The sequence below is a fragment of the Halalkalibacter alkalisediminis genome (genome assembly GCF_028610705.1).
GTDB classification, from domain to species: Bacteria; Bacillota; Bacilli; order Bacillales; family Bacillaceae_D; genus Halalkalibacter; species Halalkalibacter alkalisediminis.
In genome coordinates this window covers 447552-469020 of the sequence record NZ_JAQQWT010000002.1, presented here as the reverse complement: position 1 = coordinate 469020, position 21469 = coordinate 447552, and the positions used below count along the sequence as shown (strand labels likewise).

Annotated in this window: 19 protein-coding genes and 1 riboswitch; of the genes, 14 read left to right on the top strand and 5 right to left on the bottom strand. The window is 38.2% G+C overall.

Going from position 1 to position 21469, the window contains the following annotated elements:
* Window positions 1-341: 341 nt before the first annotated feature.
* The 3 genes from PQ474_RS04865 (at window position 342) to PQ474_RS04855 (ending at window position 3723) form a co-directional block, all read left to right on the top strand.
* A complete protein-coding gene (locus PQ474_RS04865) occupies window positions 342-1499 on the top strand; it encodes a M20 peptidase aminoacylase family protein (protein ID WP_273840902.1) in 1158 nt (385 codons plus the stop codon).
* A 282-nt stretch (window positions 1500-1781) separates the two neighbouring features.
* Complete coding sequence (locus PQ474_RS26550; RefSeq protein WP_390186491.1) at window positions 1782-2051, top strand: P1 family peptidase; 270 nt, start codon at window positions 1782-1784, stop codon at window positions 2049-2051.
* A 334-nt stretch (window positions 2052-2385) separates the two neighbouring features.
* Window positions 2386-3723: a D-serine ammonia-lyase gene (locus tag PQ474_RS04855; protein ID WP_273840901.1), complete on the top strand. Its 1338-nt coding sequence runs from the start codon at window positions 2386-2388 to the stop codon at window positions 3721-3723.
* Between the two features lie 9 nt (window positions 3724-3732).
* Here the strand turns inward: PQ474_RS04855 and PQ474_RS04850 are convergent, their stop codons facing one another.
* From PQ474_RS04850 to PQ474_RS04840, 3 genes are all read right to left on the bottom strand, one after another.
* A complete protein-coding gene (locus PQ474_RS04850) occupies window positions 3733-3999 on the bottom strand; it encodes a DUF3006 domain-containing protein (RefSeq protein WP_273840900.1) in 267 nt (88 codons plus the stop codon).
* 1 nt (window position 4000) lies between these two features.
* Window positions 4001-5155 (bottom strand): MBL fold metallo-hydrolase, encoded by a 1155-nt coding sequence (locus tag PQ474_RS04845; RefSeq protein ID WP_273840899.1) that lies wholly within the window; start codon window positions 5153-5155, stop codon window positions 4001-4003.
* A gap of 179 nt (window positions 5156-5334) precedes the next feature.
* The gene (locus PQ474_RS04840) at window positions 5335-5544 is read right to left on the bottom strand and encodes a hypothetical protein (protein ID WP_273840898.1); all 210 of its coding nucleotides are present in this window, start codon (window positions 5542-5544) and stop codon (window positions 5335-5337) included.
* Between the two features lie 135 nt (window positions 5545-5679).
* On the opposite strand from PQ474_RS04840, the gene PQ474_RS04835 reads away from it, so the two are divergent.
* Both PQ474_RS04835 and ltaE read left to right on the top strand, forming a co-directional pair.
* Window positions 5680-9057 (top strand): 5'-nucleotidase C-terminal domain-containing protein, encoded by a 3378-nt coding sequence (locus PQ474_RS04835; RefSeq protein WP_273840897.1) that lies wholly within the window; start codon window positions 5680-5682, stop codon window positions 9055-9057.
* Between the two features lie 175 nt (window positions 9058-9232).
* On the top strand, window positions 9233-10252 hold the full coding sequence (gene ltaE / locus PQ474_RS04830) for a low-specificity L-threonine aldolase (RefSeq protein WP_273840896.1): 1020 nt from the start codon (window positions 9233-9235) through the stop codon (window positions 10250-10252).
* A gap of 112 nt (window positions 10253-10364) precedes the next feature.
* Here ltaE and PQ474_RS04825 read toward each other — a convergent pair whose 3' ends face one another.
* Window positions 10365-11096, bottom strand: coding sequence for a PRC-barrel domain-containing protein (locus PQ474_RS04825; protein ID WP_273840895.1), 732 nt, complete (start codon window positions 11094-11096; stop codon window positions 10365-10367).
* Window positions 11097-11254: 158 nt separating this feature from the next.
* Here PQ474_RS04825 and PQ474_RS04820 point away from each other — a divergent pair, with 158 nt between their 5' ends.
* The 9 genes from PQ474_RS04820 to PQ474_RS04780 all read left to right on the top strand — a co-directional run bounded on the left by PQ474_RS04820 (window position 11255) and on the right by PQ474_RS04780 (window position 17719).
* Entirely contained in the window at window positions 11255-11905 is a 651-nt protein-coding gene (locus PQ474_RS04820; protein WP_273840894.1) for an SIMPL domain-containing protein, read from the top strand.
* Window positions 11906-12031: 126 nt separating this feature from the next.
* A complete protein-coding gene (locus PQ474_RS04815; protein ID WP_273840893.1) occupies window positions 12032-12949 on the top strand; it encodes a DMT family transporter in 918 nt (305 codons plus the stop codon).
* 15 nt (window positions 12950-12964) lie between these two features.
* Window positions 12965-13642, top strand: coding sequence for a DUF2721 domain-containing protein (locus PQ474_RS04810; RefSeq protein ID WP_273840892.1), 678 nt, complete (start codon window positions 12965-12967; stop codon window positions 13640-13642).
* A 168-nt stretch (window positions 13643-13810) separates the two neighbouring features.
* The gene (locus PQ474_RS04805) at window positions 13811-14443 is read left to right on the top strand and encodes a hypothetical protein (protein ID WP_273840891.1); all 633 of its coding nucleotides are present in this window, start codon (window positions 13811-13813) and stop codon (window positions 14441-14443) included.
* Window positions 14444-14520: 77 nt separating this feature from the next.
* Window positions 14521-15585 (top strand): FUSC family protein, encoded by a 1065-nt coding sequence (locus tag PQ474_RS04800; protein ID WP_273840890.1) that lies wholly within the window; start codon window positions 14521-14523, stop codon window positions 15583-15585.
* 21 nt (window positions 15586-15606) lie between these two features.
* A complete protein-coding gene (locus tag PQ474_RS04795; RefSeq protein ID WP_273840889.1) occupies window positions 15607-16077 on the top strand; it encodes an SMI1/KNR4 family protein in 471 nt (156 codons plus the stop codon).
* A gap of 415 nt (window positions 16078-16492) precedes the next feature.
* Entirely contained in the window at window positions 16493-16981 is a 489-nt protein-coding gene (locus tag PQ474_RS04790; RefSeq protein ID WP_273840888.1) for a GNAT family N-acetyltransferase, read from the top strand.
* 146 nt (window positions 16982-17127) lie between these two features.
* Window positions 17128-17316: a PfkB family carbohydrate kinase gene (locus PQ474_RS04785; RefSeq protein WP_273840887.1), complete on the top strand. Its 189-nt coding sequence runs from the start codon at window positions 17128-17130 to the stop codon at window positions 17314-17316.
* Between the two features lie 148 nt (window positions 17317-17464).
* A complete protein-coding gene (locus PQ474_RS04780; protein WP_337956320.1) occupies window positions 17465-17719 on the top strand; it encodes a PfkB family carbohydrate kinase in 255 nt (84 codons plus the stop codon).
* A 169-nt stretch (window positions 17720-17888) separates the two neighbouring features.
* Here the strand turns inward: PQ474_RS04780 and PQ474_RS04775 are convergent, their stop codons facing one another.
* Window positions 17889-21098 carry a DEAD/DEAH box helicase gene (locus tag PQ474_RS04775; RefSeq protein WP_273840886.1) on the bottom strand — a complete coding sequence of 1070 codons (3210 nt, stop codon included), beginning with the start codon at window positions 21096-21098 and terminating at the stop codon, window positions 17889-17891.
* 198 nt (window positions 21099-21296) lie between these two features.
* Window positions 21297-21444, top strand: a riboswitch (FMN riboswitch).
* Window positions 21445-21469 lie beyond the last annotated feature (25 nt).

The following is a 21469-nucleotide window of genomic DNA, read 5'->3' as shown; positions in this document are numbered from 1 at the left end:
GAAATGTTTCGAATTATATATGGACATTATAATCGTCTAATTCTGGATAGGCAATACCGTCAACTTTGGGGCATTTAAGGATGTCAATAACAGTAAATGTTTCCAGGCGTATTAAAGATAGAAGGAACATTTATTTTCAATAATAATTGTATGAACTCCCAACAATTAATAGAATTTATGAGGGAGAATGAATAGTATATATCAGATCATTATTAGTCCTCTAAGCCTATAGTGAATAAGAGTAAACGCTAATTGGAAATTTATATTCTTGCAAAATGTGATGGTCATTTGTGTGGTAATAACTTAATTTCTTTGATAAGTAGAGACAGCATAACAAGGGAGTGAGAACAATTAGACAGTTTGATGAGTGGATCGATCAGAATAAAGATCAGCTAGAAGAAACATATCAGCATCTTCACTCGATTGCAGAAGTAAGTTGGCAAGAAGTAGAAACGACAAAATATCTATGCAAGGAACTTGATCGAATAGGAATACCTTATTTGACATTTGAAGATCATCCTGGAGTAGTAGCTTATTGGCAGGGGGGGATAGATGGGCCGACCGTTGCTATTAGAGCTGATATAGATGCACTGTGGCAAAATGTAGATGGAGTTTGGAAAGCTAATCATTCGTGTGGACACGATGGACATGCAACGGTGGTTTTATATACGGTTAAGATGTTAAAGGATATTGGGTTTCAACCGAAGGGGACGTTAAAGATTATTTTTCAGCCAGCAGAAGAAACAGGGAAAGGGGCAAAAGCGCTTATCGAAAAAGGAGTGGTCAAGGATGTTGATTATTTACTTGGGCTCCATGTAAGACCAATCCAAGAGTTAAGTCTGAAACAAGCTTCGCCTGCGATTTATCACGGTGCTACGATGGTGTTAAAGGGAAAAGTCAAAGGGATACAAGCGCATGCTGCAAGGCCGCATTTAGGCATTAACGTCTTAGATTCCATTGCAGCGATCATTAATGCCATTAATGCGATTAAAATGGATCCAGCTATACCTAGTTCAGCAAAAGTAACGATGGTTCAAACAGAAGGAAAAAACATGAACATTATTCCGGACGAGTGTATATTTGGAATTGATTTACGGGCACAAACAAACGAGGCAATGGAAGTTCTTCTTGATCAAGTAAAAAAAGCTGTATTTGCTTCAGTTGGATTTAACGGTGCCGAAGTAGAACTTGAAACTTTGGTAGAACTGGTTGCAGCTGTTCCTAATAAATGGATGGAGAAACTCGTTCAAGAGGCCATACATGAAACGTTAGGAGAAAAAGGGACATCCCCTCCGCTTGTTACTTCAGGAGGAGAAGATTTTCATTTTTATGCTGTGCACCAGCCAAATCTAAAAGCGACGATGGTAGGTCTAGGAGCCGATCTTACACCAGGCTTACATCATCCGAGAATGAAATTTGATTTAGTAGCTTTAGAAGATGGTGTGACGATCTTAGCGAAGTCTGTTATCAAACTGTTCGATAAACATGAAAATAAATAGAAAAACGAAAGAGCGTCACAAGTGACGCTCTCTATTTTAGAAAAGGAGAGAAAAGTGAATCTGATCGTGATGCTTGTCTAGTGGAGGAGCTAAATTTAAGGTGACCAGGTTGAGTCGATCACCTCCTTTGCTTGGTATACTATAAGTTATGTTAGTATTGAAATAAAGGGATAGATCATTAGCGGAACACAGGAAAGAACAAACGAAAGCACTAATTATAACGTTTAGAGAGAAAGTTGTGAGAAGAAGTCTAATAAGAGAAAACGACTACGTGATGTAGGAATGAAGATTGGTCATTATCCAACAGGGAAAGATGAGGTAGAAGAAGGGTGTGTGGGGGCTGGAACGGGAATGTCTTGCCTTGGTTTTAAAGGAGGTATTGGAACTAGTTCAAGAATGACAAATATAAATGGTGTTCCATATACGCTTGGAGTACTGGTCTTAAGTAATTATGGTCAAAAAGAAGACATTTATTTTCCGGATTCAATAAAGTTCTATATTCTGATCCTTGTGCAGAGGAATTGCCAGATGGGTCTAATGATCGAGCGATGATTTCGTTCATTTATAAAATCGAACTTTGCAGTTAATGGTGAAAGGAATATCCACACGGTTAACAGGAAATAACATTCATTAGTTAACTAGAATTCTGTGTATTATTGATTCTTTTGATGCGAGGACGACCGTGAGGCCTTTTCAAGCGACCAAAAGTTTTCATGAAGCAATAGAAGAATGAAAGAGATGTTCAGATAGTCAGTTTGATCCTGAATTTGTATTTCCTTTCATTCAAATGATTGAAGAAAGGGACCCGCTTAAAGTTAACACAGAATAGATTTCCTCAATTGTTGAGGATCCATCGTACGAGGTTATGTTAAAAGGAGTTAGTGGAATGGAAAAAGAAATAGCTGATTTAATAACACGTTACCCCGTTTTAAAGAGAATCATGAATTTAGAACCGTTGTTATGGCAAAATGATCGTTTAACAAAAACTGAATTTCCTATTAACGGAATCGGTGTCGAACTGATTGAAGAGGCGGCACAACGGTTTAAACGGTTTGAGCCTTTTCTTGAAGCTGCTTATTCTGAACTTCATTTAACAAAAGGACAAATCGAGTCTCCTTTACTCGAGTTACCTGAAATGAAGAAAAAATTAGAGCAATTTACTAAAACGACGATCGAAGGGAGTTTATATTTAAAATCCGATGATTTACTTCCTGTAGCCGGATCGATTAAAGCAAGGGGAGGCTTTCATGAAGTATTCACCATTGCTGAAGCGATTGCACTAGAACATCAACTATTGCATGATAAAAATGACTCATATGCTAAACTTTTGCTGTCTGAGAGTCGCCAAGTGTTTTCAAATTATTCCATTGCTGTTGGGTCGACTGGAAATTTGGGACTTAGTATCGGAATGATGAGCTCAAAATTAGGTTTCCGAGTAACCGTTCATATGTCAGCTGATGCGAAACAATGGAAAAAAGACTTATTACGGCAAAATGGAGTTTACGTGATTGAATACCAAGGTGATTATAGTGAAGCGATAAGCAGTGGCAGAGCGCTTTGTCAAAAACAAGAACACTGTTATTTTATTGATGATGAAGATTCATTGAGTCTTTTTTCTGGTTATGCGGTTGCTGCTCTAGGTTTAAAAAAGCAGCTAGAAGAATACAACATTAAAGTCGATCAAGAGCATCCGTTATTTGTTTATTTACCATGTGGGGTAGGAGGAGGTCCGGGTGGTGTCACCTTTGGACTAAAGCATGTATTTGGTGATGCAGTTCATTGCTTTTTCGCTGAACCGACTCATTCACCTGCAATGTTAATTGGCGTACTTACAAAAAAACATAGTGCAATTTCCGTTCAAGACATTAACATTGATAATAAAACAGAAGCTGACGGTTTAGCAGTTGGAAGACCTTCGGCATTTGTAGGCAAATTAATGGAACCGTTGTTAAGTGGGGTCTTTACCATAGAAGATGAAGACTTATTTAAACTTCTTTACATATTACAAAAATCTGAAGGGAAGTTCCTTGAACCTTCAGCTCTAGCCGGGATGATGGGCCCTGCCCTGATAGAAGATTCGAGCTATCTTGAAAAACATTACATCGATAAAAAGAAGATTACTCATCTTGTTTGGGGAACTGGAGGAAGTCTCGTCCCTAAAGAATTGGCTCAAGAACTAATCGATAGGGGTAGCTCTTTAGTAAAGAAAAACCAGATGTATTAATACATCTGGTTAGTTCCTTTTAAAACGACTACCTGTACTTCTTGCCCGTAACTGAGTCAGTTTATTTTTGATTTGTTCTTGTTTTTTTTCTGTTTTTTTTTCGTCAAGTTGAATGTGTTTAATAGCTTCACCTTGAATGTCGATAAGTAACCAAGATCCTTCTTTGCTTCCTTCTGGTAAGTGATCTACACTAATTACTCGTTCTTTCTTCTCATCTTCTAATAAAATCACAGCGTGTTTCTTATCTACAATACGGTCAATGACACCAGCTATCATGTTATGATCCTCCCATACATGCAACGTTTTCAGAAAGAATATCAGCAAGTCGTCCTGGTCCTATCCCATTAATTTTTACGAGATCATTCAGTGTTTCAAAAGGCCGTAATTCAATCAGACTTTTAGCACGTTCTGTCCCAATATGGATAATCCTTTCTAATTCAGCCTCTGTCGCCTCATTTATATTAACACAATCGGATACTTGTGACTGATCTTTATCAGGTGGAGAGGGTATCTCATCTTCTTTCGTTTTAAGTAAATAGTCATCTCCGTCTGTAGTAATAACGATTGTTCCATGAATACTAGTTGAATAAATCTCTATTCCTGCATCCTGAACTCTTGATACGACTTCTTCATGTGGATGTCCGTATTGATTGACTTCACCTGCGGATATAATCGCTATTTCAGGTTTTACCGATTCCAAGAAATCAGGGGATGTAGAGGTGTTCGATCCATGGTGGCCTAGCTTTAATACAGTTGCCTTAAGATCATGTCCACGTTCAATCATCGCTCGTTCGGTTTGATGTTCAGCATCGCCCGTAAATAAGAATGATACGTTCCGATACGAAACTTTAATAGAAACGGATCCTTCATGTGCATCTCCAGTTAGCGAAACTGGATTTAAAATTTCTAAAGTAAGAGCACCAAGGTCATAAAGTTCACCAGCTCTAGGTTCATGGTAATCAACGTCACTTTCTAGAATAGCATCAAGTAGTCGTTCAAAGGTTTGAGAAGTGGTTTCGTCACCTGACATCCAAATCTCACTGACCTGAAAATCTTGTAAAATACGATCCATCTGACCAATATGGTCAGCATGTGGATGGGTACCAACTAATAGATCAATCTCAGTTATCTCATGTGCGTGGAGATACTTGATCACCTGATCTGAATCCCAATTTCCTGCATCAATAAGGATGTTCCAATGTTGATCGGCATCTGAATAGGTAAGCAAGGTAGAATCTGCTTGTCCAACATCAATAAAATGCACGGATAATTGTCCTGTAGAATCACTATGTGTGTCTTGCTGAGCTACTACCTCTTTTTCATCTAACTCATCTAGTAAATCTTTTTCCTCAAATACACTAGTAGAGTCGGTTCCGCAACCTCCTAATAAAAAAGTGAGAGTAAATAAGAATACAAGAATCGATTTTGACATTTCCTAGCCTCCCAAAGCGGACTGAAGTGTTGGTGTGGTTAATTATAACAAATATGGTGATAGATTGCATCTAACTAATTACCGGGATTGTCATTGTAAGAATTAAATTTCTATTCAATTGAATCTAGCGTTTTTTCAATAGATAAAAGGAGGGGGAAGATGCTGCTCCTTTAAAAAGATCAAGAGTTATCTTCTTTCTTTACAACAAAATATGAAACATTCTCAGCAACAGCTCCACTAATGTATGTTTCGTTTCCTTCGTGGTCTCTTATAATTGACTCTCCTTTAATAACCTCGTGATACAATTTTTCATTTGTTTTTAAAAGAGCATGTTTGAGTGTTGCCCCATAATGTAGGTCTATAGACTGGTTATTTACAAAAACTTTCATAAGCCATTCCTCCTGAAGGTTTGTAGGTTAATCTTTCAACATCAATTACTATATACATATTTTTACATAATTTTAATGTCGCTTTAACAATCGTCGTTTATAGTTTAATAGAATCCAAAAATGAGGAGGAATATTATGTCTTTATCTACACATAAGAATAATCGATTTATTTCGATGTTTCTAGTCTTTACGTTAGTCCTTTATTCAATGCTTGGCTCTTTTGTTCCTGTATTTGCTGCAAATAGTAAAGAAGAGGACATCGTTGAATTAAAAATATTACATACAAATGATATTCACGCTCGTGTGAATGATTTCGGGAAAATAGCTGCTTATATTCAATCAGAACGGGAGGCTGCATCACACTCAATGTTTTTAGATGCTGGTGATATTTTTAGTGGAAACCCAGTTGTTGACTTGCAATATGGGAAACCGATTATTGATCTATTAAACGATATGGGCCTTCAAGCTATGGCTATAGGAAATCATGATTTTGATTATGGTCAGGTAGAGATGGTACAACGTATGGAGGAGAGCGAGTTTCCTTGGTTAAGTGCCAATACGATCGTAGGAGACACACTGGTAGACTTTCCTCAACCAGAACCATATAAAATTTTTGATGTAGATGGAATTAAGGTTGGCGTATTTTCGGTCATTCAAAATCCTCCGGCTACAGCACCAGCCAACACGGTAGGAATCAATTTTGAAGATCCTATTGAAACGGCCAAGAGATATGAAGAAGAATTGAAAGAAGAAGCTGACATCTTAATCGCTTTAACACATATTGGCTATAGTGATGATCGAGCATTAGCGGAAGCAGTTGAATATTTTGATTTAATTATTGGTGGACACTCACATACGGTCTTAAATCAACCTGCTGTTGTGAATGGAACCCCGATTGTCCAAACAGGCGGAAATGCCTTAAATGTTGGAAATGTGACAATATCCTACAACCAAGTAGCGAAACAAGTAGAATCGGTTACAGGTTTCTTACAGAACGTAAGTAATTTAACTGAAGTTGATGAAGGAATTCAAGCAAAAGTCGATGGTTACAATGAAGAAATGGAAGAATTGCTTCAAGAGGTAATTGGGTATACAGAGACTGGTTTAAACCGAAGTGGAAATGGCGATACGCAGCTAGGGAATTTTTGGACAGATGCGATTCGTTATCATACTAATTCAGATATTGCGTTAACGAATAATGGTGGAATTCGTGCAAATATTCCTGCAGGTGATATAACGAAATTTGATATTTATACGATTGAACCTTTCGCCAATGAAATTATGAAAATTGAAATGACGGGTGCAGCCGTTAAAGAAGTTATTAAATATTCATATGAGCGCCGAAGCTCTATTGATCTTCAAACTTCGGGATTAACCTATAAGATTATTACAAATAATGCGGGTCGCTACATTGATTCAGAATTAAAGGTGGATGGAAAACTGATTGAAGACGATCAAATGTATATCGTAGCCGTTGGAGATTATATTGGAACGGGTGGAAGTGGCTATGATTTTGCGGGAACGGTTCTAGAAGCAACATCAGGTTATATGACAGATGCCATGATTGCCTACGCGAAACACTTAACTGCTGAAGGACAAGCCGTTAACTATCAGGCTGGACAAAGGATTTCATTTGAAGTGTCGAATGACGCACCAATTGTAGGCGAGCCAATCGGCTCAACTGAAAGAGGACTTTCTTCAGCTAATAACCGTCTAGGTGATTCTAGTCTTGGAAATCTATATGCTGATTCCGTTCGAACAATAACTAATGCTAATTTCGGCATGTTAAACAGTTCGTCCGTTACCGGCAGCATTGCACCTGGTATCATTACAGGTGGTCAAATTGAATTTTTAGATCAATTTGGAAATGAAGTTGTAGTCGTGAAAACAAAAGCTGAACGAATGAAAGAAATATTACTGACACAAGCCGTTTATCATAATGGCAATGACCTACAAGTATCAGGTTTGCATTATGAGCTAGTGAAAGAGAACGGCAAATTTGTTGATGTGACTATTACAACTCCGGAAGGTACACCATTAGATCAAAATAAGGAATATACCGTTGCTTATAACGATTATATGCATGGAGCTGGCTTTTACAATTTGGGCAGTGATCTTGTGGGTGATAGCTATGGCAAGGTTTGGGAAGCAATTGTCTGGTATATTACAAATCATGAAGGTCCTATTGATTATGAAGAAGGTTCACGAATTACGATTAAAGATGAATCTAATGGAGAACCTTACCCTCCAGTGGATCGCGATTATTTAACAGTGGCAGAGGCAATTAGCTTAAACAGTGGTACAGCAACTGTACAGGGTTATATTGTCGGAACTATGACAAATAATAATCCTGTGTATGACGGCAATTTCGTGGCGACAAACTTAATTATTGCGGACTCTTTAGAAGAAAGAGATAAGGCGAAAATCTTACCCGTTATGCTACCTACAGGAAGTGTGCGGACAGGATTGAATTTAGTTGATAATCCTGATAACTATGGCAAGCTGGTACAGGTTACAGGGAGTCTAGCTAATTACTTTTCACAACCAGGTCTGAGAGATACCAAACAATTTGACTTCATTGAAATCGAAGAACCGGTAATCGAACCTATCTCAATCACCGAAGCGCGCGCTGCTGCTGAGGGTTCAACCGTCAGCATTGAAGCTGTAGCAACAACTGATTCTGGTTACTGGGGTCAAAAAGGCTTTTATCTTCAAGACGAAGAAGCAGGGATATACGTCTTTCAATCATCTCAAGATGTAGATGCTGGGGACATCATTCGTTTGACAGGAGTGAAAGGAGCTTTTGCTAGTGAGATACAAATCTCAAATGTTACATCGATTGAAAAGGTTGGAGAGGGAGAAATACCTGAGCCGTTAGAAGTAACGCCAAAGCAAATTTCAGTAGAAAATGAAGCAAAATTAATTTTTGTGAAAGAAGCCACGATCTCAAATTTATCGAGTATAAATAACTTTGGTACGTTTGAATTTGATGCGACTCAAGGAGATGAAACAGTTCGTGTCCGTGTTGATAATCGGACGGGTTTGGCTTATGATGACTTTGCTTTTAACAATGGAGATACTGTTTCGATAACGGGCATTTCAAGTCGATATCATAATACGATTCAACTAAAGCCTCGTGGGGAAGCTGATATTGTTGGAGTAATCGATCCTTATGAAGTGGAAAATACATTTACTGATGAGAAAGGAAATGAGGTTACAAAGCTTGAACGAAACCAGCAAATCTTGATAGAGAATAAAGTGAAAAACAACCAAAAAGAAACAAAAGATATGCTTGTAGCTGTAAAAATAGTCGATAAGCATGGTAGAACAGAGGAGCAAACACTTGTAAGTCAACAAGTAAAGCCTGGTAGCGCGAATACGATCCAAACAATCATAAACGTCCCCACTAACCATCAAGGTCAAAAATACACATTAGAGTTATCAATTTATGAAGGTAGTGACTTACTTGAACTAGAAGACAACCATTTGATTGAACGAATCACCCTTAATTAGAAGGATTAGATCAAAATTCATAGAAGGCTTAATAAGTACAGCTAGATACAGCATTTGACGGCTAATGAATGAGGTGAAATCACCCTTCATTCACTAGCCTTTTTTCATTCTTTCCTTTTTCTTCCTGTCTCATTGGATGTATAATAGGATAGGAGATAATTGTAGGAGGGCTAATATGATTGATTTACGAAGTGATACGGTGACGAAACCAACGGCTGCAATGAAACAAGGAATGATTGATGCAGAAGTAGGTGATGATGTCTATAAAGAAGATCCGACTATTAATAAATTAGAAGAGTTAGCGGCTGAAAAGCTAGGGAAGGAAGCCGCTCTATTTGTTACAAGTGGGACGCAGGGAAACCAAATTGCGGTTTTAACCCATTGTGTTAGTGGAAATGAAGTATTACTAGAAAAAGACTCACATATATTTTATTACGAAGGAGGAGCGATCTCTGCTTTTGCTGGTGTGCAAACCAGGACAATTCCAAGTGTGAATGGGGCGATGAATCCACTCGAAATCGAGTCAGCGATTCGAGGACAAGACATTCATGAACCTGAAACAGGATTGATTTGTATAGAAAATACTCATAACCGAGCAGGGGGGTCTGTTGTTCCAAAAGAAAATATGAAGGGAATTTATCAAGTGGCAAGCAAGCATCATGTTCCTGTTCATCTTGATGGAGCGCGTTTGTTTAATGCTGCGGTTGCATCGAATTGTTCGATTAAGAATTTCACCCAATACACAACGTCTGTGCAAATTTGTTTGTCGAAAGGACTTGGGGCGCCTGTTGGCTCCATCATAGCTGGCGATCATAAGTTTATTACGAAAGCTCGGAAATGGAGAAAGCGCCTAGGTGGTGGTTTAAGGCAAGCTGGCGTACTGGCAGCACCTGGTATTATTGCCTTAACGCAAATGGTCGAGCGTTTGGCAATAGATCACGAGAATGCCTCCCTGTTAGCATCAGGAATCAAAAATGTATCGGGGTTAGAAGTGGTAAACACAGTGGATACAAACATTGTGTTAGTGGATGTATCAAAGAAGGGTTTAAACTCTAAGGAGTACCTTGAAAGATTAAAAGAAAACGGTGTTTTAGCTGTGCCATTTGGACCATCCCTTATCCGCTTCACTACACATTACGATGTCTCAAAAGAGCAGGTGCAAAAGGCGCTGGCTACACTTAATACGATTCATTAAGATCTAGTGTTAATACTTTTCAATCATGCAAAAGCTTCATATACTCGGTTCAATTAAAGTAGACAAGACCCTTTATATAATAGGGGCTTGTCTACTTGACTGTTCTAGCAGATTAGGTTGAAAAAGGTTGACCAGCTTTGACGTGGTTTCGTAGTTCAGTTTCTGCTGTTTGGTATCGATCCTTATTCATGATGATTGTCTGCTCAGACCAGTTAATATGTGTAATCCATTCGGTTGAGATTGGGACATATTGCTTGGAAAGAAGACCGCCTATTTCTAATTCTAACAACTCTATTTTCCACGTGTTATGGTTGATTAGAATATCGGATACTTTCCCCATTTGCTGATTTTTCGCTATAACTTGAAACCCTCTCATCTCATTTACACTTAAAAGTAGATGGTCGAAATGGACCTCATTTTCTTTTTCCGATGGTTTATCTGTTAGAAAAGAAGGAGTCAGCGTTTTAGCAACAGGTGTTCCACTCACATCACCGCTGTTAATTAATGGACCAATCGTATCCCTCCAATAGTAGCGCCAACCGTAATAATCACTTAACTGTTTTTCGAAAGAGCGGGAAATAGGAGAGTGCTTGTCTGGTTTCGGACTGTTTTTGATTTGCTCTTTCGTTGCGTTAATAGAGATGGTCTGGTCTTCTATGTTGATCGCTGTACACTCTTCTGGACTAAGTAATACTTTCCCACCTATAAACCAAGGTCTTGTGTCTCCAACGATATAACAAATACTTAACGATTTTGTAGTGAAATAAAGATTGTGAACCGATCCTAGTTCTCCATCTTTGGAATTCATAGTGAAGTTTCCTAAACTTTTAGCTTTTAAGTACATTTAGAAATCCCTCCTTTCCTCTTCGCTTATAGATTCTGTTCCCCCATAGTCATTCCTGTAAACATATGGCTAAATCATTACTTGTTCAATTGGTCTTATATGAAGCACGAACCAATATAATAATGGTGGTAAGGATCTTTTGAAAGGTGGGAACAATCATGAATCACCGTCAAAATCAAGAGGGAGCTGAAGGTCGGAAAACGTTAAGAGTATTTGGTGAAGGGACAATATCAGCTACTCCAGATCAAGTGCAAATGAGATTAGGCGTGATTACTCAAAATGAATCGATCACGATCGGACAACAGGAAAATGCAGAAGCGATAGCAGCTGTTATTGCAGCCATACAAGAATTAAATGTTCAAGAGAATCAAATACAAACAGTCGTTTACCGGATTGACCCTCAGTATGATTACATTGAGGGAGTCGAAGTTTTTCGTGGATATCGGATCGTCCACCTTCTTCAAATTACGCTTGATCAAGTGGGAATAGCGGGTCCAGTCATTGACGCTGCTGTAAACAGTGGAGCGAATTCAATTGCTTCCATCCAGTTCACACTTGAAGATCCCACGACTGTTTATAATCAAGCTTTAGCACAAGCTGTTGACAATGCTAGAAGTAAAGCGGCTACACTTGCTCGTTCCCTTAATGTAACGTTGAACCCAGTACCACTTGAAGTGAAAGAGGTAGCAAAGGGCCTAATTCCCGAACGCTATCCAACGGTTCTTGCTGCTCAAACGACGCCTACACCGATTCAGCCTGGTCAATTAATCTACGAAGTTACTATTGAAGTCTTGTTTACTTACTTTTAAATATTTGTCATAATATAGAAAAAGCTCTAGAAGCTTCTTTTCGAGAGATGGCTATCTCATTGAAGGAAGCTTTTTTGATTCAGAGTGTTGTTTAAAGAGAGAGGGTAGAAAAAGGAGAGAGATCGGTTGAATAAGCTAAAATATTGGCTGATGTTAGTGTTAGCCACCTTTTTTTGGGCAGGAAATTATGTATTCGGTAAGTATGTGGTCACAGAGCTGTCTCCTATTTGGATTACATTTTCAAGGTGGGTACTTGCCTTGTTCGTTCTTCTTCCGATTGCGATCGTAGTGGAGAAACCGAATTGGTATCATGTAAAAAAAGCTTGGAAGCCTTTATTGCTACTCGGGATTCTTGGCATCATTGGTTATAATTTATTGCTATATTCAGCGTTAGGGTATACGTCCCCAACGAATGCAGCCTTAATTAGTGCAATTAATCCAGGACTTATTGTTTTATTTTCTGTGTTGTTATTAAAAGAATCGTTAACAAGGATGCAAATAATCGGTTTATTTATTTCTTTATTTGGAGCCCTTATTCTTTTAACTAGAGGGGATCTACTTGGAATCTTTGAGATTAGGTATAATCGTGGTGACTTGTTAATGATTGGTGCTGTGATTGTCTGGACGTTTTATTCGATCATTGGCAAACGCTTATCCATTCCACCGATTACAGCAACAGCAGTATCAACTCTTTTAGCGATGGTCATCTTGGCCCCTTTTGCTTTTTGGGAAGGGTTTCCGTTTGCAAAAACTAGTCAAATTTCCATCTATGGAATCATATATATGTTTTTATTTTCATCGGTTTGTTCTTTTGTTTTTTGGAATATTTCAGTTAAAAAAATAGGAGCGAGTCAGGCGGGAATCTTTTTAAATCTAATTCCTGTATTTACGGCTTTGATTAGTCTAGCCCTAGGTGAAACCATTAGGCTTGAACAAATGGTCGGAGGAATTCTTGTCTTTATCGGTGTGTACTTAACATCAGGGATGCTAACGAACCGTATGGAACATGTGAAAAAAAAGAAGGAGCTTTCAAAGGGAGCTTAACTAGGAGTTGGGAAGGTGAAGACAAGAACAGTATTTCTTTATGCCGCGGTTTTATTGTTTGTTCTAACGATGCTTTTCATTTTTCCATTTCCTAATCAAACCCCATTTGGCACTCGAATTTTTAATTGGTTAGGCATTCCTGCTTACTCAAATATGGAGCATGAAATGGGTTTTCATTATGTAGGGATAATAGCAATGGTCTTTTTGCTCATGAGTTTAATTCTCTTTCATCAAATGCTTCCAAAGTGGAACGGTAGTGTCGTATTGGCATGCATCCTGTTCTTTCTTTTTGGGCCAGTTGTATTAATAAATGTCTATCAGACTTTTTTAGCTTCTGGTGTTCATGCCATTTCCTATGAAAAAGAATGGAGCGAATGTATCTATGAGTTGAATGAAGCGGAAATGGTAGCCGATATCGAATGTATTCTCGCATTTGAAAACAAAGGAAAATCAGAAGTTGACTTTGAGATTGAGTTGGTCGAGCGTTTTTACTTTACTCATGACGCTAAGACGTATTCTTATTTAAACGATTTAGGGCCACATGTGGTCGAGTTGTATAGTAAAGAAAAGAAATTTGTTCGTCTAGAAGGACAATTTCAAATATCGGATGAAGAGAATTACATCTATAGTGGAAATTCAAAAGGAATTGAAGTCATCATCCGAGATGAGGCAGGGCGTGAAAGGAAATTATGAAGAATATTAAACCACCCTTAGGGTGGTTTTTTGACGAAAACAAACGAATGTCCCCTTGGAAATTTGACTGTTCAGAACGATTTCGTTCTTGTTTTGTCATGTGCTTGAATTGTCAGTTCATTTCATAGTAGGCTTTTCATAGACTACTAAGTTAAGGAGATGCGTATTGTGAATAGAATACTTATTGGAATTTTAGGAGTCATTGTTGTGGGTGTTAGCGTATATTACATATCCTTTAATCATAATTCAATTGAAGAGGCTTCCCTTAATGACATCGAGCCTGAACTAATCGTTGATGAAGGATTAGAAGATATAGAGGAAGACAAAGAACTGGATATCGTCCAAACAGCTTCTGCTAATTTAGAAAAAGAAGAACAAAGTTATGATCAAGATATAGCCTATCATGAAGGCCAAGAACTAGCGGTGAAAGCCATTATAGCGAAACAACATGAATATTTAAATGAACTAGCAGGCTGGGGAAATGCAGAGACAGTTAATTCAACACAACTAAAAAATGATCAGAATTGGAAAAGCCTCGAGGAGGATATAAAGTGGTTACAGGAACAAGGATTTGCTGAATCTAAAGTGATAAATGATATGGAAAATGCAAGGGACTTTTTCACGATGGCTATGAGCACAGGAGACTCCATGTCGGTTAGGTATTTACATCGTATTTTTCATGATCTCGATGCCTTGATGAATCAACAAAAAGTGGACCGGGTTTGGGGAGTAACCCATGCGTTTGGTACAGAAAATCAACAAGAGCAACTATATGCGTATCTTTCAAAAAGTGAAGAGTAGTTTATACGAAGATCCCCTGATCCTATCTATTTATGCTAAGATTATAGTAGCTTATTAAATAGGTAGGGTTTTCATTTATGAAGGATAAAAAATTAAAGTTTTTTGGAGCTAGATTAATGAAAACAGGGATTGCTGTTTTTATTACCGCTACAATTTGTTATTATTTTGATTTACCTGTTGTGTTTGCTGTTATTATTGCAATAGCAACAATAGAACCAACTGCTTCAGATTCCATTAAAAAAGGAATGATTCGATTTCCTGCTGCTTTAATTGGAGCAGGCTTAGCGATGACGTTTACGTATTGGTTTGGGCACAGTCCGATTACTTATACGCTTGCTGCTGTTTTTACTATTTATCTTTGTATGGGACTAAAACTAGAAGCTGGGGCCTTGATTGCGACAATTACCGCAGTAGCGATGATTCCAGTAACGCAGGATCACTATTTTCTTACCTTTATTGAAAGAAGCGGTACGACAACCATTGGTTTGGTCGTCTCAACATTTGTTAATTTCTTTATTTTTCCACCTCGTTTTTCAGAGGAAATTAAAAATCGAAATGATCAGCTTTTCACTGAAACAGCTACGCTTTTAAAGAAAAGAGCGGATGAGCTTATTTTACATAAAAAGGCAATATCAAAAGAGTGTCAAAAAGAGTATAAGAGAATTACAAGTGAACTCGCAAAGTCTTTTCAACTAGCTCATTATCAGCGTGAAGAGTGGAAGTATCATAGACATTCCATTAGTGAACTAAGGGCTTTTGTCTATGAAACAAAAAAATTAGAACAGCTACAACAAATTCATTATCATTTAGGACATTTAATAACCGTACATATTAATGATAAAGAATTCATTCATTCCAATCAGGAACTGCTTAAACAAACGGTGGATTCGACAGTTGCGCTCATGAAAACAGCTGGCAGACAGCCCACGAATGATGCACATGTTGCAAATATTAAAGAACTTGACGAATTATTTTGGCATACAAATGATGGTTCGCATCCCTCAGTTAAAAAGTATCATCATCATTTTACAACGGAAACCATCGTGCTATTTGTCATTCTTTCTATTCATGATGTTCTTGAAGAATTAGAAATTGTATCAAAACGTATTGTAGAGGAGAAGCCACGAGTGTACGAATCTTAAAGAGAATTGGGAGGCAACTAAATGAACTTGCGTTTTTATGAGGGAACTAACTTTTGGAAAACTCCAACTGAATATAAACCAGGAGTGAAATTATCAAAAGAAACCCTTCAGGAGGTTGAACGACTATTAGGTGTTACATTACCAGCCTCTTACCTTAAGTTGATGGAAGTACAAAATGGGGGAGAACTCAGCTTCAGATATGTATTATTTGAGGATGGGGATGCGGCAATTGTTCCATATTTATATGAAATTGATATGGAACATGGTATTGGTTTATCGCCAGTATTTATTGAGGAGTGTGGCCTTCCAGAGGGACTTGTTCTATTAACAGGAGATCTACATTCTTGGTTAGCTCTTGATTACCGAAAGACGAAAGAACCGTCTGTTGTTTATATTACGGAAAGTGAATCTGGTAATGGAACATGGGAAGAGTACCAATTAGAAAGTACGTTCGATGAGTTTACTACTCGTTTGTTTAAGAAAGACGAGTAAGACAACAATTGTATAAATAAAAAAGAATCATCTTTTCCATTAGTGGAGGGATGATTCTTGTGCTTAGGGCGATATAATAGACCTTTTTCGTTTTAGTTTTTCTAGTTCGTAAATCTGCAAACGTAAAGGGACTTCGATTAAGCTCGGGATTTCTTCTTCCTTCTCGTTCCTGTTTTAGGCGTGCTTTCTTAGCTTTAGATGTTGCCAAATGTACTCACTCCTTTTTGTATGATAAGTTTAGTGTATAAATAAATGAGCATATGGAACAATCGACTTATTTTAAAGGAATGAAAGCCTAGCGAACAAAATTGTTAAAATCAAGATCGTTAAAAAACATATACAGTGCTCACAGAATCAAAACAATCCAAAAGAGGAAGATGTTCCATTCCCATTAAAGAAGGAGGTCATTGACTACGTGAAAGAGAAGTTGGTCCGTGTGAGACCCTATCAATTAGTTGACAAGCAATTGTTTTGTTCTTATCACCTCGGAAAGGGGCAAGATGCCTTCACCCTACATCCACTTGAAGCCATTAAACTGTGTGAAGAAGAGCCCGAAAGACATCCATTTATCATTGAAAGAGAGCGAAAGATAGTTGGTTTTTTCGTGTTACATATAGGGAACGGAACTGAGGTATTTAGTAAGAATGTAAGAGCTGCAATTCTAAGGGCTTTTTCAATAGATGTAAATGAACAGGGACAGGGAGTTGCTAAGCAAGTGATGAATCAATTACCACTATTAGTTCATCAGAGGTTTCCTGAAATAGATGAAATCGTATTAGCTGTTAACAAAAAGAATGTGCCAGCGCGTAAACTTTATGAATCGGTAGGATTTGTATGGCATGGAAAGACGCTTGATGGGAGAAGTGGTTTACAGGATGTTTTGCATTTAAGATTAAGCCTTTGATGGGATAGGAGAGAAGATGAAGAATAATGAAAATTACATTGATTGGTAGATCAATATGGAATTGCGAACGTCGACAGTGGTACGACCTAGTAAGGGTGAAATAGTACAAGGTGAGTCATTTCAAACCCTTTCCCGGTGGAAAAAAAGTGAACCAGGCGGTCGCAGCTACAAAGCTTGGTGGGATGACCCTTATTGGTTGCGTTGGGGAAGAAAACTTTGGAAAAGAACTGAAGGCCCAGTTTTTTAAAGAGGGGATCAGGCTGTGTCTAGGTACCGAGCTAACTAACCTACGGGAATCGCTTCAATTACCCTTTCAAATGGAGACAATAGCATGATTGTTATTCAAGGCGTAAATCAAGAATTGACACCGCAAATCGTTCAATCGTATGAAAATGTGATCGCTTCAAGGGATATTCTACTTATTTAGTTGGAATTTCCAATGAAGACGGTTGAATACTCAGCTAAGTTAGCCTGTTCTTTTAAATCCAGCTCCTGTTCAATCTCTTTCTCCAGAGTTATTACATCACGTATTTAACACCAAATGAACATGAAGCTGAAAAATTCGCTCATGAAGAAAGACGGAAAATGATTGTGACAAAAGGGGAGAAGGGTATTTCTTTTTACGATGGCATGAATGAGAAACATCTTGCAAGTGTTCAAGTACGTGTTGTAGAAACAACAGGGGCAGGTGATTCTTTTGGGCATTGGCTGTTGCTTTGTCTGAGGGTAAGGAATTAACAGAGGCGTGTAGTAGCTTTGCCTGAGAACGTTGGGGCACTAAAAGTGACGAAACTCGGTGCACAATAGGGGATGTCAACGAGGGATGAGGTTAGTGCTGTTCTCGATTAGATAGGTAGCAACAGAAGATGACTTCACTACAATAGTGAAGTCATTTTTCAGCCAATTTTTAAGAAAAAGCGAGTAGATCTTTAATATCTTCTGCACTAAGTGCTTGCAACGTTTCCTCACCAGGTTGAATGATTGCATCAACGAGTGCTTTTTTGCGTTCGTGCAAATCAAGAATTTTCTCTTCAATCGTACCATTGGCGATTAATTTAACGACTTGAACATTTTTGGTTTGACCATAGCGATACACACGGTCAGCTGCTTGTTCTTCAATCGCTGGATTCCACCATGTATCATATAAAATCACGGTATCACCGCCAATTAAATTAAGTCCTGTGCCTCCGGCTTTTAGGGAAATCAAAAAGAGGGATTTCTCGCCGTTATTAAACTTTTCCGCCATCTCAACCCGCTGTTTAGGTGGAGTTTGACCATCTAAATAATGATAAGTCCAACTATTGTCATCAAATGAATCTTTAATGAGACGGAGCATCGAAGTGAATTGAGAAAAAATCACCATCCGTTGACCAGATTGTAAGCCTTCCTCCACATATTCCATTAATCGTTCCATTTTACCAGATTGATAAACGGCGTCTTGACTGATTAAGTTAGGGTGGCAGCAGATTTGTCTGAGTCGCGTTAATCCAGCTAATATTTCAATTCGTTTTTGTTGGAATTGATTGCTTGTGATCGCTTCGTTGACGTCATTGGTTAATTGTTTAACTTGGGCGACATACATTTTCTTTTGGTCCGCACTTAGGTCTGTATATTGAACGGACTCTATTTTATCTGGTAACTCAGATAAAACATCCTTTTTAAGTCTACGCAAGATAAAGGGACGAACCCGTTTGGCTATCACGTCATTTTCCAATTCTTTAAACTGTTTTTTCGTCCCAAGCATTCCAGGTAAGAGACTGTGAAAGATCGAGTATAGCTCATCTTGATGATTCTCAATCGGCGTTCCACTCAAGGCAAAACAACTATTCCCACGCAATGATCGTACAGCCTTCGTTGTTTTTGTTGTTTCATTTTTTATTGCTTGTGCTTCATCAAGAATAATCGTTTGAAATAAAACAGACTCATAAATATCACCATCTCGCTGGATGAGTGGGTAGGAGGTGATAAAGACATCAGCAGCCGGATTATCGGTCAGTAAGTCTTTACGAGCTTGTTTGGCTCCCGTGACTACAACGGTGTTTAACGTAGGAGCGAACTTCGCAATTTCTTTTTCCCAGTTATAAATGAGACTAGCAGGAGCGACAATCAATGATTGAAATGAAGAGCGTGCTTCTTTCTCAGCTTGCAAAAAGGCAATCGTTTGAACGGTCTTTCCAAGTCCCATATCATCGGCTAAGATTCCACCAAGTCCAACTTGAGCTAATGTTCGCAACCAACGATACCCATTGACTTGGTATTCTCGTAGTTCTGCGTGAAAGTCTGAAGGGAGTTTCCAATCACTAAATTCAGGTGATTGAATGTCAGACAAAAGTTGATGCAGTTGTTTCGAGATTTTTGTCGAGCTTTTGTCTTTTTCTAATTCAAAAGCTTTATGTAAAGGAATCACCATTTCTTTTTGCAAAGCTTGTTTAGGAGAAGAGACGGTTTGAATCACTTGTTTCATTGAATCGAACCTGTCATGATTTAGTTGTAAGTAAGCTCCAGAAGTCAGTTTGTAATACTTCGTATTCGTTTGCAAAGCGCGCAGGACATTCATAATGTCTTCTTCCGGAATACCGTCAATGGAAAACGTTAAATCAAGCCAATTGGTCTCTGAATTGACATCTAATTGTACAGATGGAGTCGATGCTGGTGTAGCAATAACCTTTTTGACGGAAGCAGTCGTATAGACATCAAGTTCATTTTGTAAAGATGAGAGTTCCTCAAAAAGAAAGGGGATAATTGTATCCCAAGTCGATAATTTCAGTTGTCCGTCCTCAATGGAAAAATCAGTACGGCGAATTATCTCTAAAATTAACTCTTCTTTTCGGACATCTCGCGTAACGATTATATCTTGATCTAGATCGTCGTCTTCACCAAATGGATTACGAGTGTGTTCTCCGTATTCAAAGGATACACGTCCCGTTAATATGCCATTATCAATGTCGAGAAAGAATTTCGCTTTTAGTGGTTTTGTTTCGATCGATTGTCGCAAAGACTCAGACATATTAACTTGTCCAATCGTAGACAAGGCAGGAAGAACGTAAGAACAGAAAGCTTCTAACTGCTCTTTTGGAATGACATCCATCACTTCATCATTGGAGTGTTGTTCTCCGATAATTTGAATTTCTTTTGCTTGAGCACTAGTTAATTGATAGATTTTATTTGCGCGTAAAAGTATTCGGTATTCCTCTTCTGCAAAATCAAAATCAGAAGCATTTAAACTGATTAACTCAATAACGTTCTCTTGATCCAGGGATTCTTGTAGTGAAAACTGAAACAGTCTTTGCCTGTCAAGTGGTTCAATTTTGACGTTCTTTGATTGATAGCCACCAATTGTATAGGAGAAAGAAACCTCTTTTAACTTCTCTAAAAGAGAATGTAGGCTGACGGCAGGAATTTCTAATGAACGTTTTTGATGTGGCTTATAATAATAAGATTGTTGCTGTGTAGCTTGAATAGCCAAATGAGTATACAGCTGTTGAAAAATGGCCACATCGCGTTTATGAAAAACATGAACGGATGGATCATAACGAAAATTTGGAGTGAATGTATAGGGTTGTTTCTCCATCCAAGCTTGAATAAACTCTTCAATATCTCTTACGACATACATACGTTTGGATCCAACTTTTAATTTTAGCTCAATTTTGTCAATGATATGTTCTTTAAAGCTTGGTGCATATGAGAAGATGACTTCATACTCGACCAGCAGTTCTTCCTTTTGAATAGAAGTAAAATGAGCTTCTTCAAAAGTCGTATCTCGAAACCTTTGTAGCAGGATGCTACTGGCCTGTGGCGCTTCTAACACGGGGGCTACGATTTCGTTAGAGCCGTCTTTGATTTCATACAACATGGCAATAATATGTTTACATGCACCCGGATAGGTGGCAGCTGCTTCACAATCACAAGAATAATCAATTTGTTCTGGTCCGTGTATTTTCACTTCGCATTCATAAAGCAAAGATCCATCAACAACGGCAGAGTATGTTTGGAGACGGGAATCATAAGTTAAATCTGAAATTTTTCCTAATCGATGATAATTAATTCCTCTATTAAAAGTTGCTTGGGTACTAGCAATCGATAAAATAAATGTAGCTGATAGCCATGAAACATGCATGAAAAGGGTCCTCCTTAAAACAATAACTATGTCACCATGATAACATGTTACATGCAAGTCCGGTATCGGGATGCTTGGTACTTGACGTTATTAAGTAGATTAAATTTCATTTACTATTACTTAAGATCTTTTTGTTGACGAATGACAACGAATAGAGATACAATTTAAGCACAATCTAATATAAGACCAAATTTTGGTCGTTTCCTTCGGGGCGGGGTGGAACTCCCGACCGGCGGTGATGAAGCAATAGCTTCTTAGTCCGTGACCCGGCTCTATGTATATAGAGCCGGTGGACCTGGTGTAAATCCGGGACCGACAGTGAAAGTCTGGATGGGAGAAGGAACGAATCAGTGTTAAAGGTTATTTGAGTT

What these genes read in the sequence shown, in the direction of transcription:
- PQ474_RS26550 (WP_390186491.1), top strand. Translation starts at nt 1,782, where the DNA reads ATGAAGATTGGTCATTATCCAACAGGGAAAGATGAGGTAGAAGAAGGG.
- PQ474_RS04855 (WP_273840901.1), top strand. Translation starts at nt 2,386, where the DNA reads ATGGAAAAAGAAATAGCTGATTTAATAACACGTTACCCCGTTTTAAAG.
- PQ474_RS04850 (WP_273840900.1), bottom strand. Translation starts at nt 3,999, where the DNA reads ATGATAGCTGGTGTCATTGACCGTATTGTAGATAAGAAACACGCTGTG.
- PQ474_RS04845 (WP_273840899.1), bottom strand. Translation starts at nt 5,155, where the DNA reads ATGTCAAAATCGATTCTTGTATTCTTATTTACTCTCACTTTTTTATTA.
- PQ474_RS04840 (WP_273840898.1), bottom strand. Translation starts at nt 5,544, where the DNA reads ATGAAAGTTTTTGTAAATAACCAGTCTATAGACCTACATTATGGGGCA.
- PQ474_RS04835 (WP_273840897.1), top strand. Translation starts at nt 5,680, where the DNA reads ATGTCTTTATCTACACATAAGAATAATCGATTTATTTCGATGTTTCTA.
- ltaE (WP_273840896.1), top strand. Translation starts at nt 9,233, where the DNA reads ATGATTGATTTACGAAGTGATACGGTGACGAAACCAACGGCTGCAATG.
- PQ474_RS04825 (WP_273840895.1), bottom strand. Translation starts at nt 11,096, where the DNA reads ATGTACTTAAAAGCTAAAAGTTTAGGAAACTTCACTATGAATTCCAAA.
- PQ474_RS04820 (WP_273840894.1), top strand. Translation starts at nt 11,255, where the DNA reads ATGAATCACCGTCAAAATCAAGAGGGAGCTGAAGGTCGGAAAACGTTA.
- PQ474_RS04800 (WP_273840890.1), top strand. Translation starts at nt 14,521, where the DNA reads ATGAAGGATAAAAAATTAAAGTTTTTTGGAGCTAGATTAATGAAAACA.
- PQ474_RS04795 (WP_273840889.1), top strand. Translation starts at nt 15,607, where the DNA reads ATGAACTTGCGTTTTTATGAGGGAACTAACTTTTGGAAAACTCCAACT.
- PQ474_RS04775 (WP_273840886.1), bottom strand. Translation starts at nt 21,098, where the DNA reads ATGCATGTTTCATGGCTATCAGCTACATTTATTTTATCGATTGCTAGT.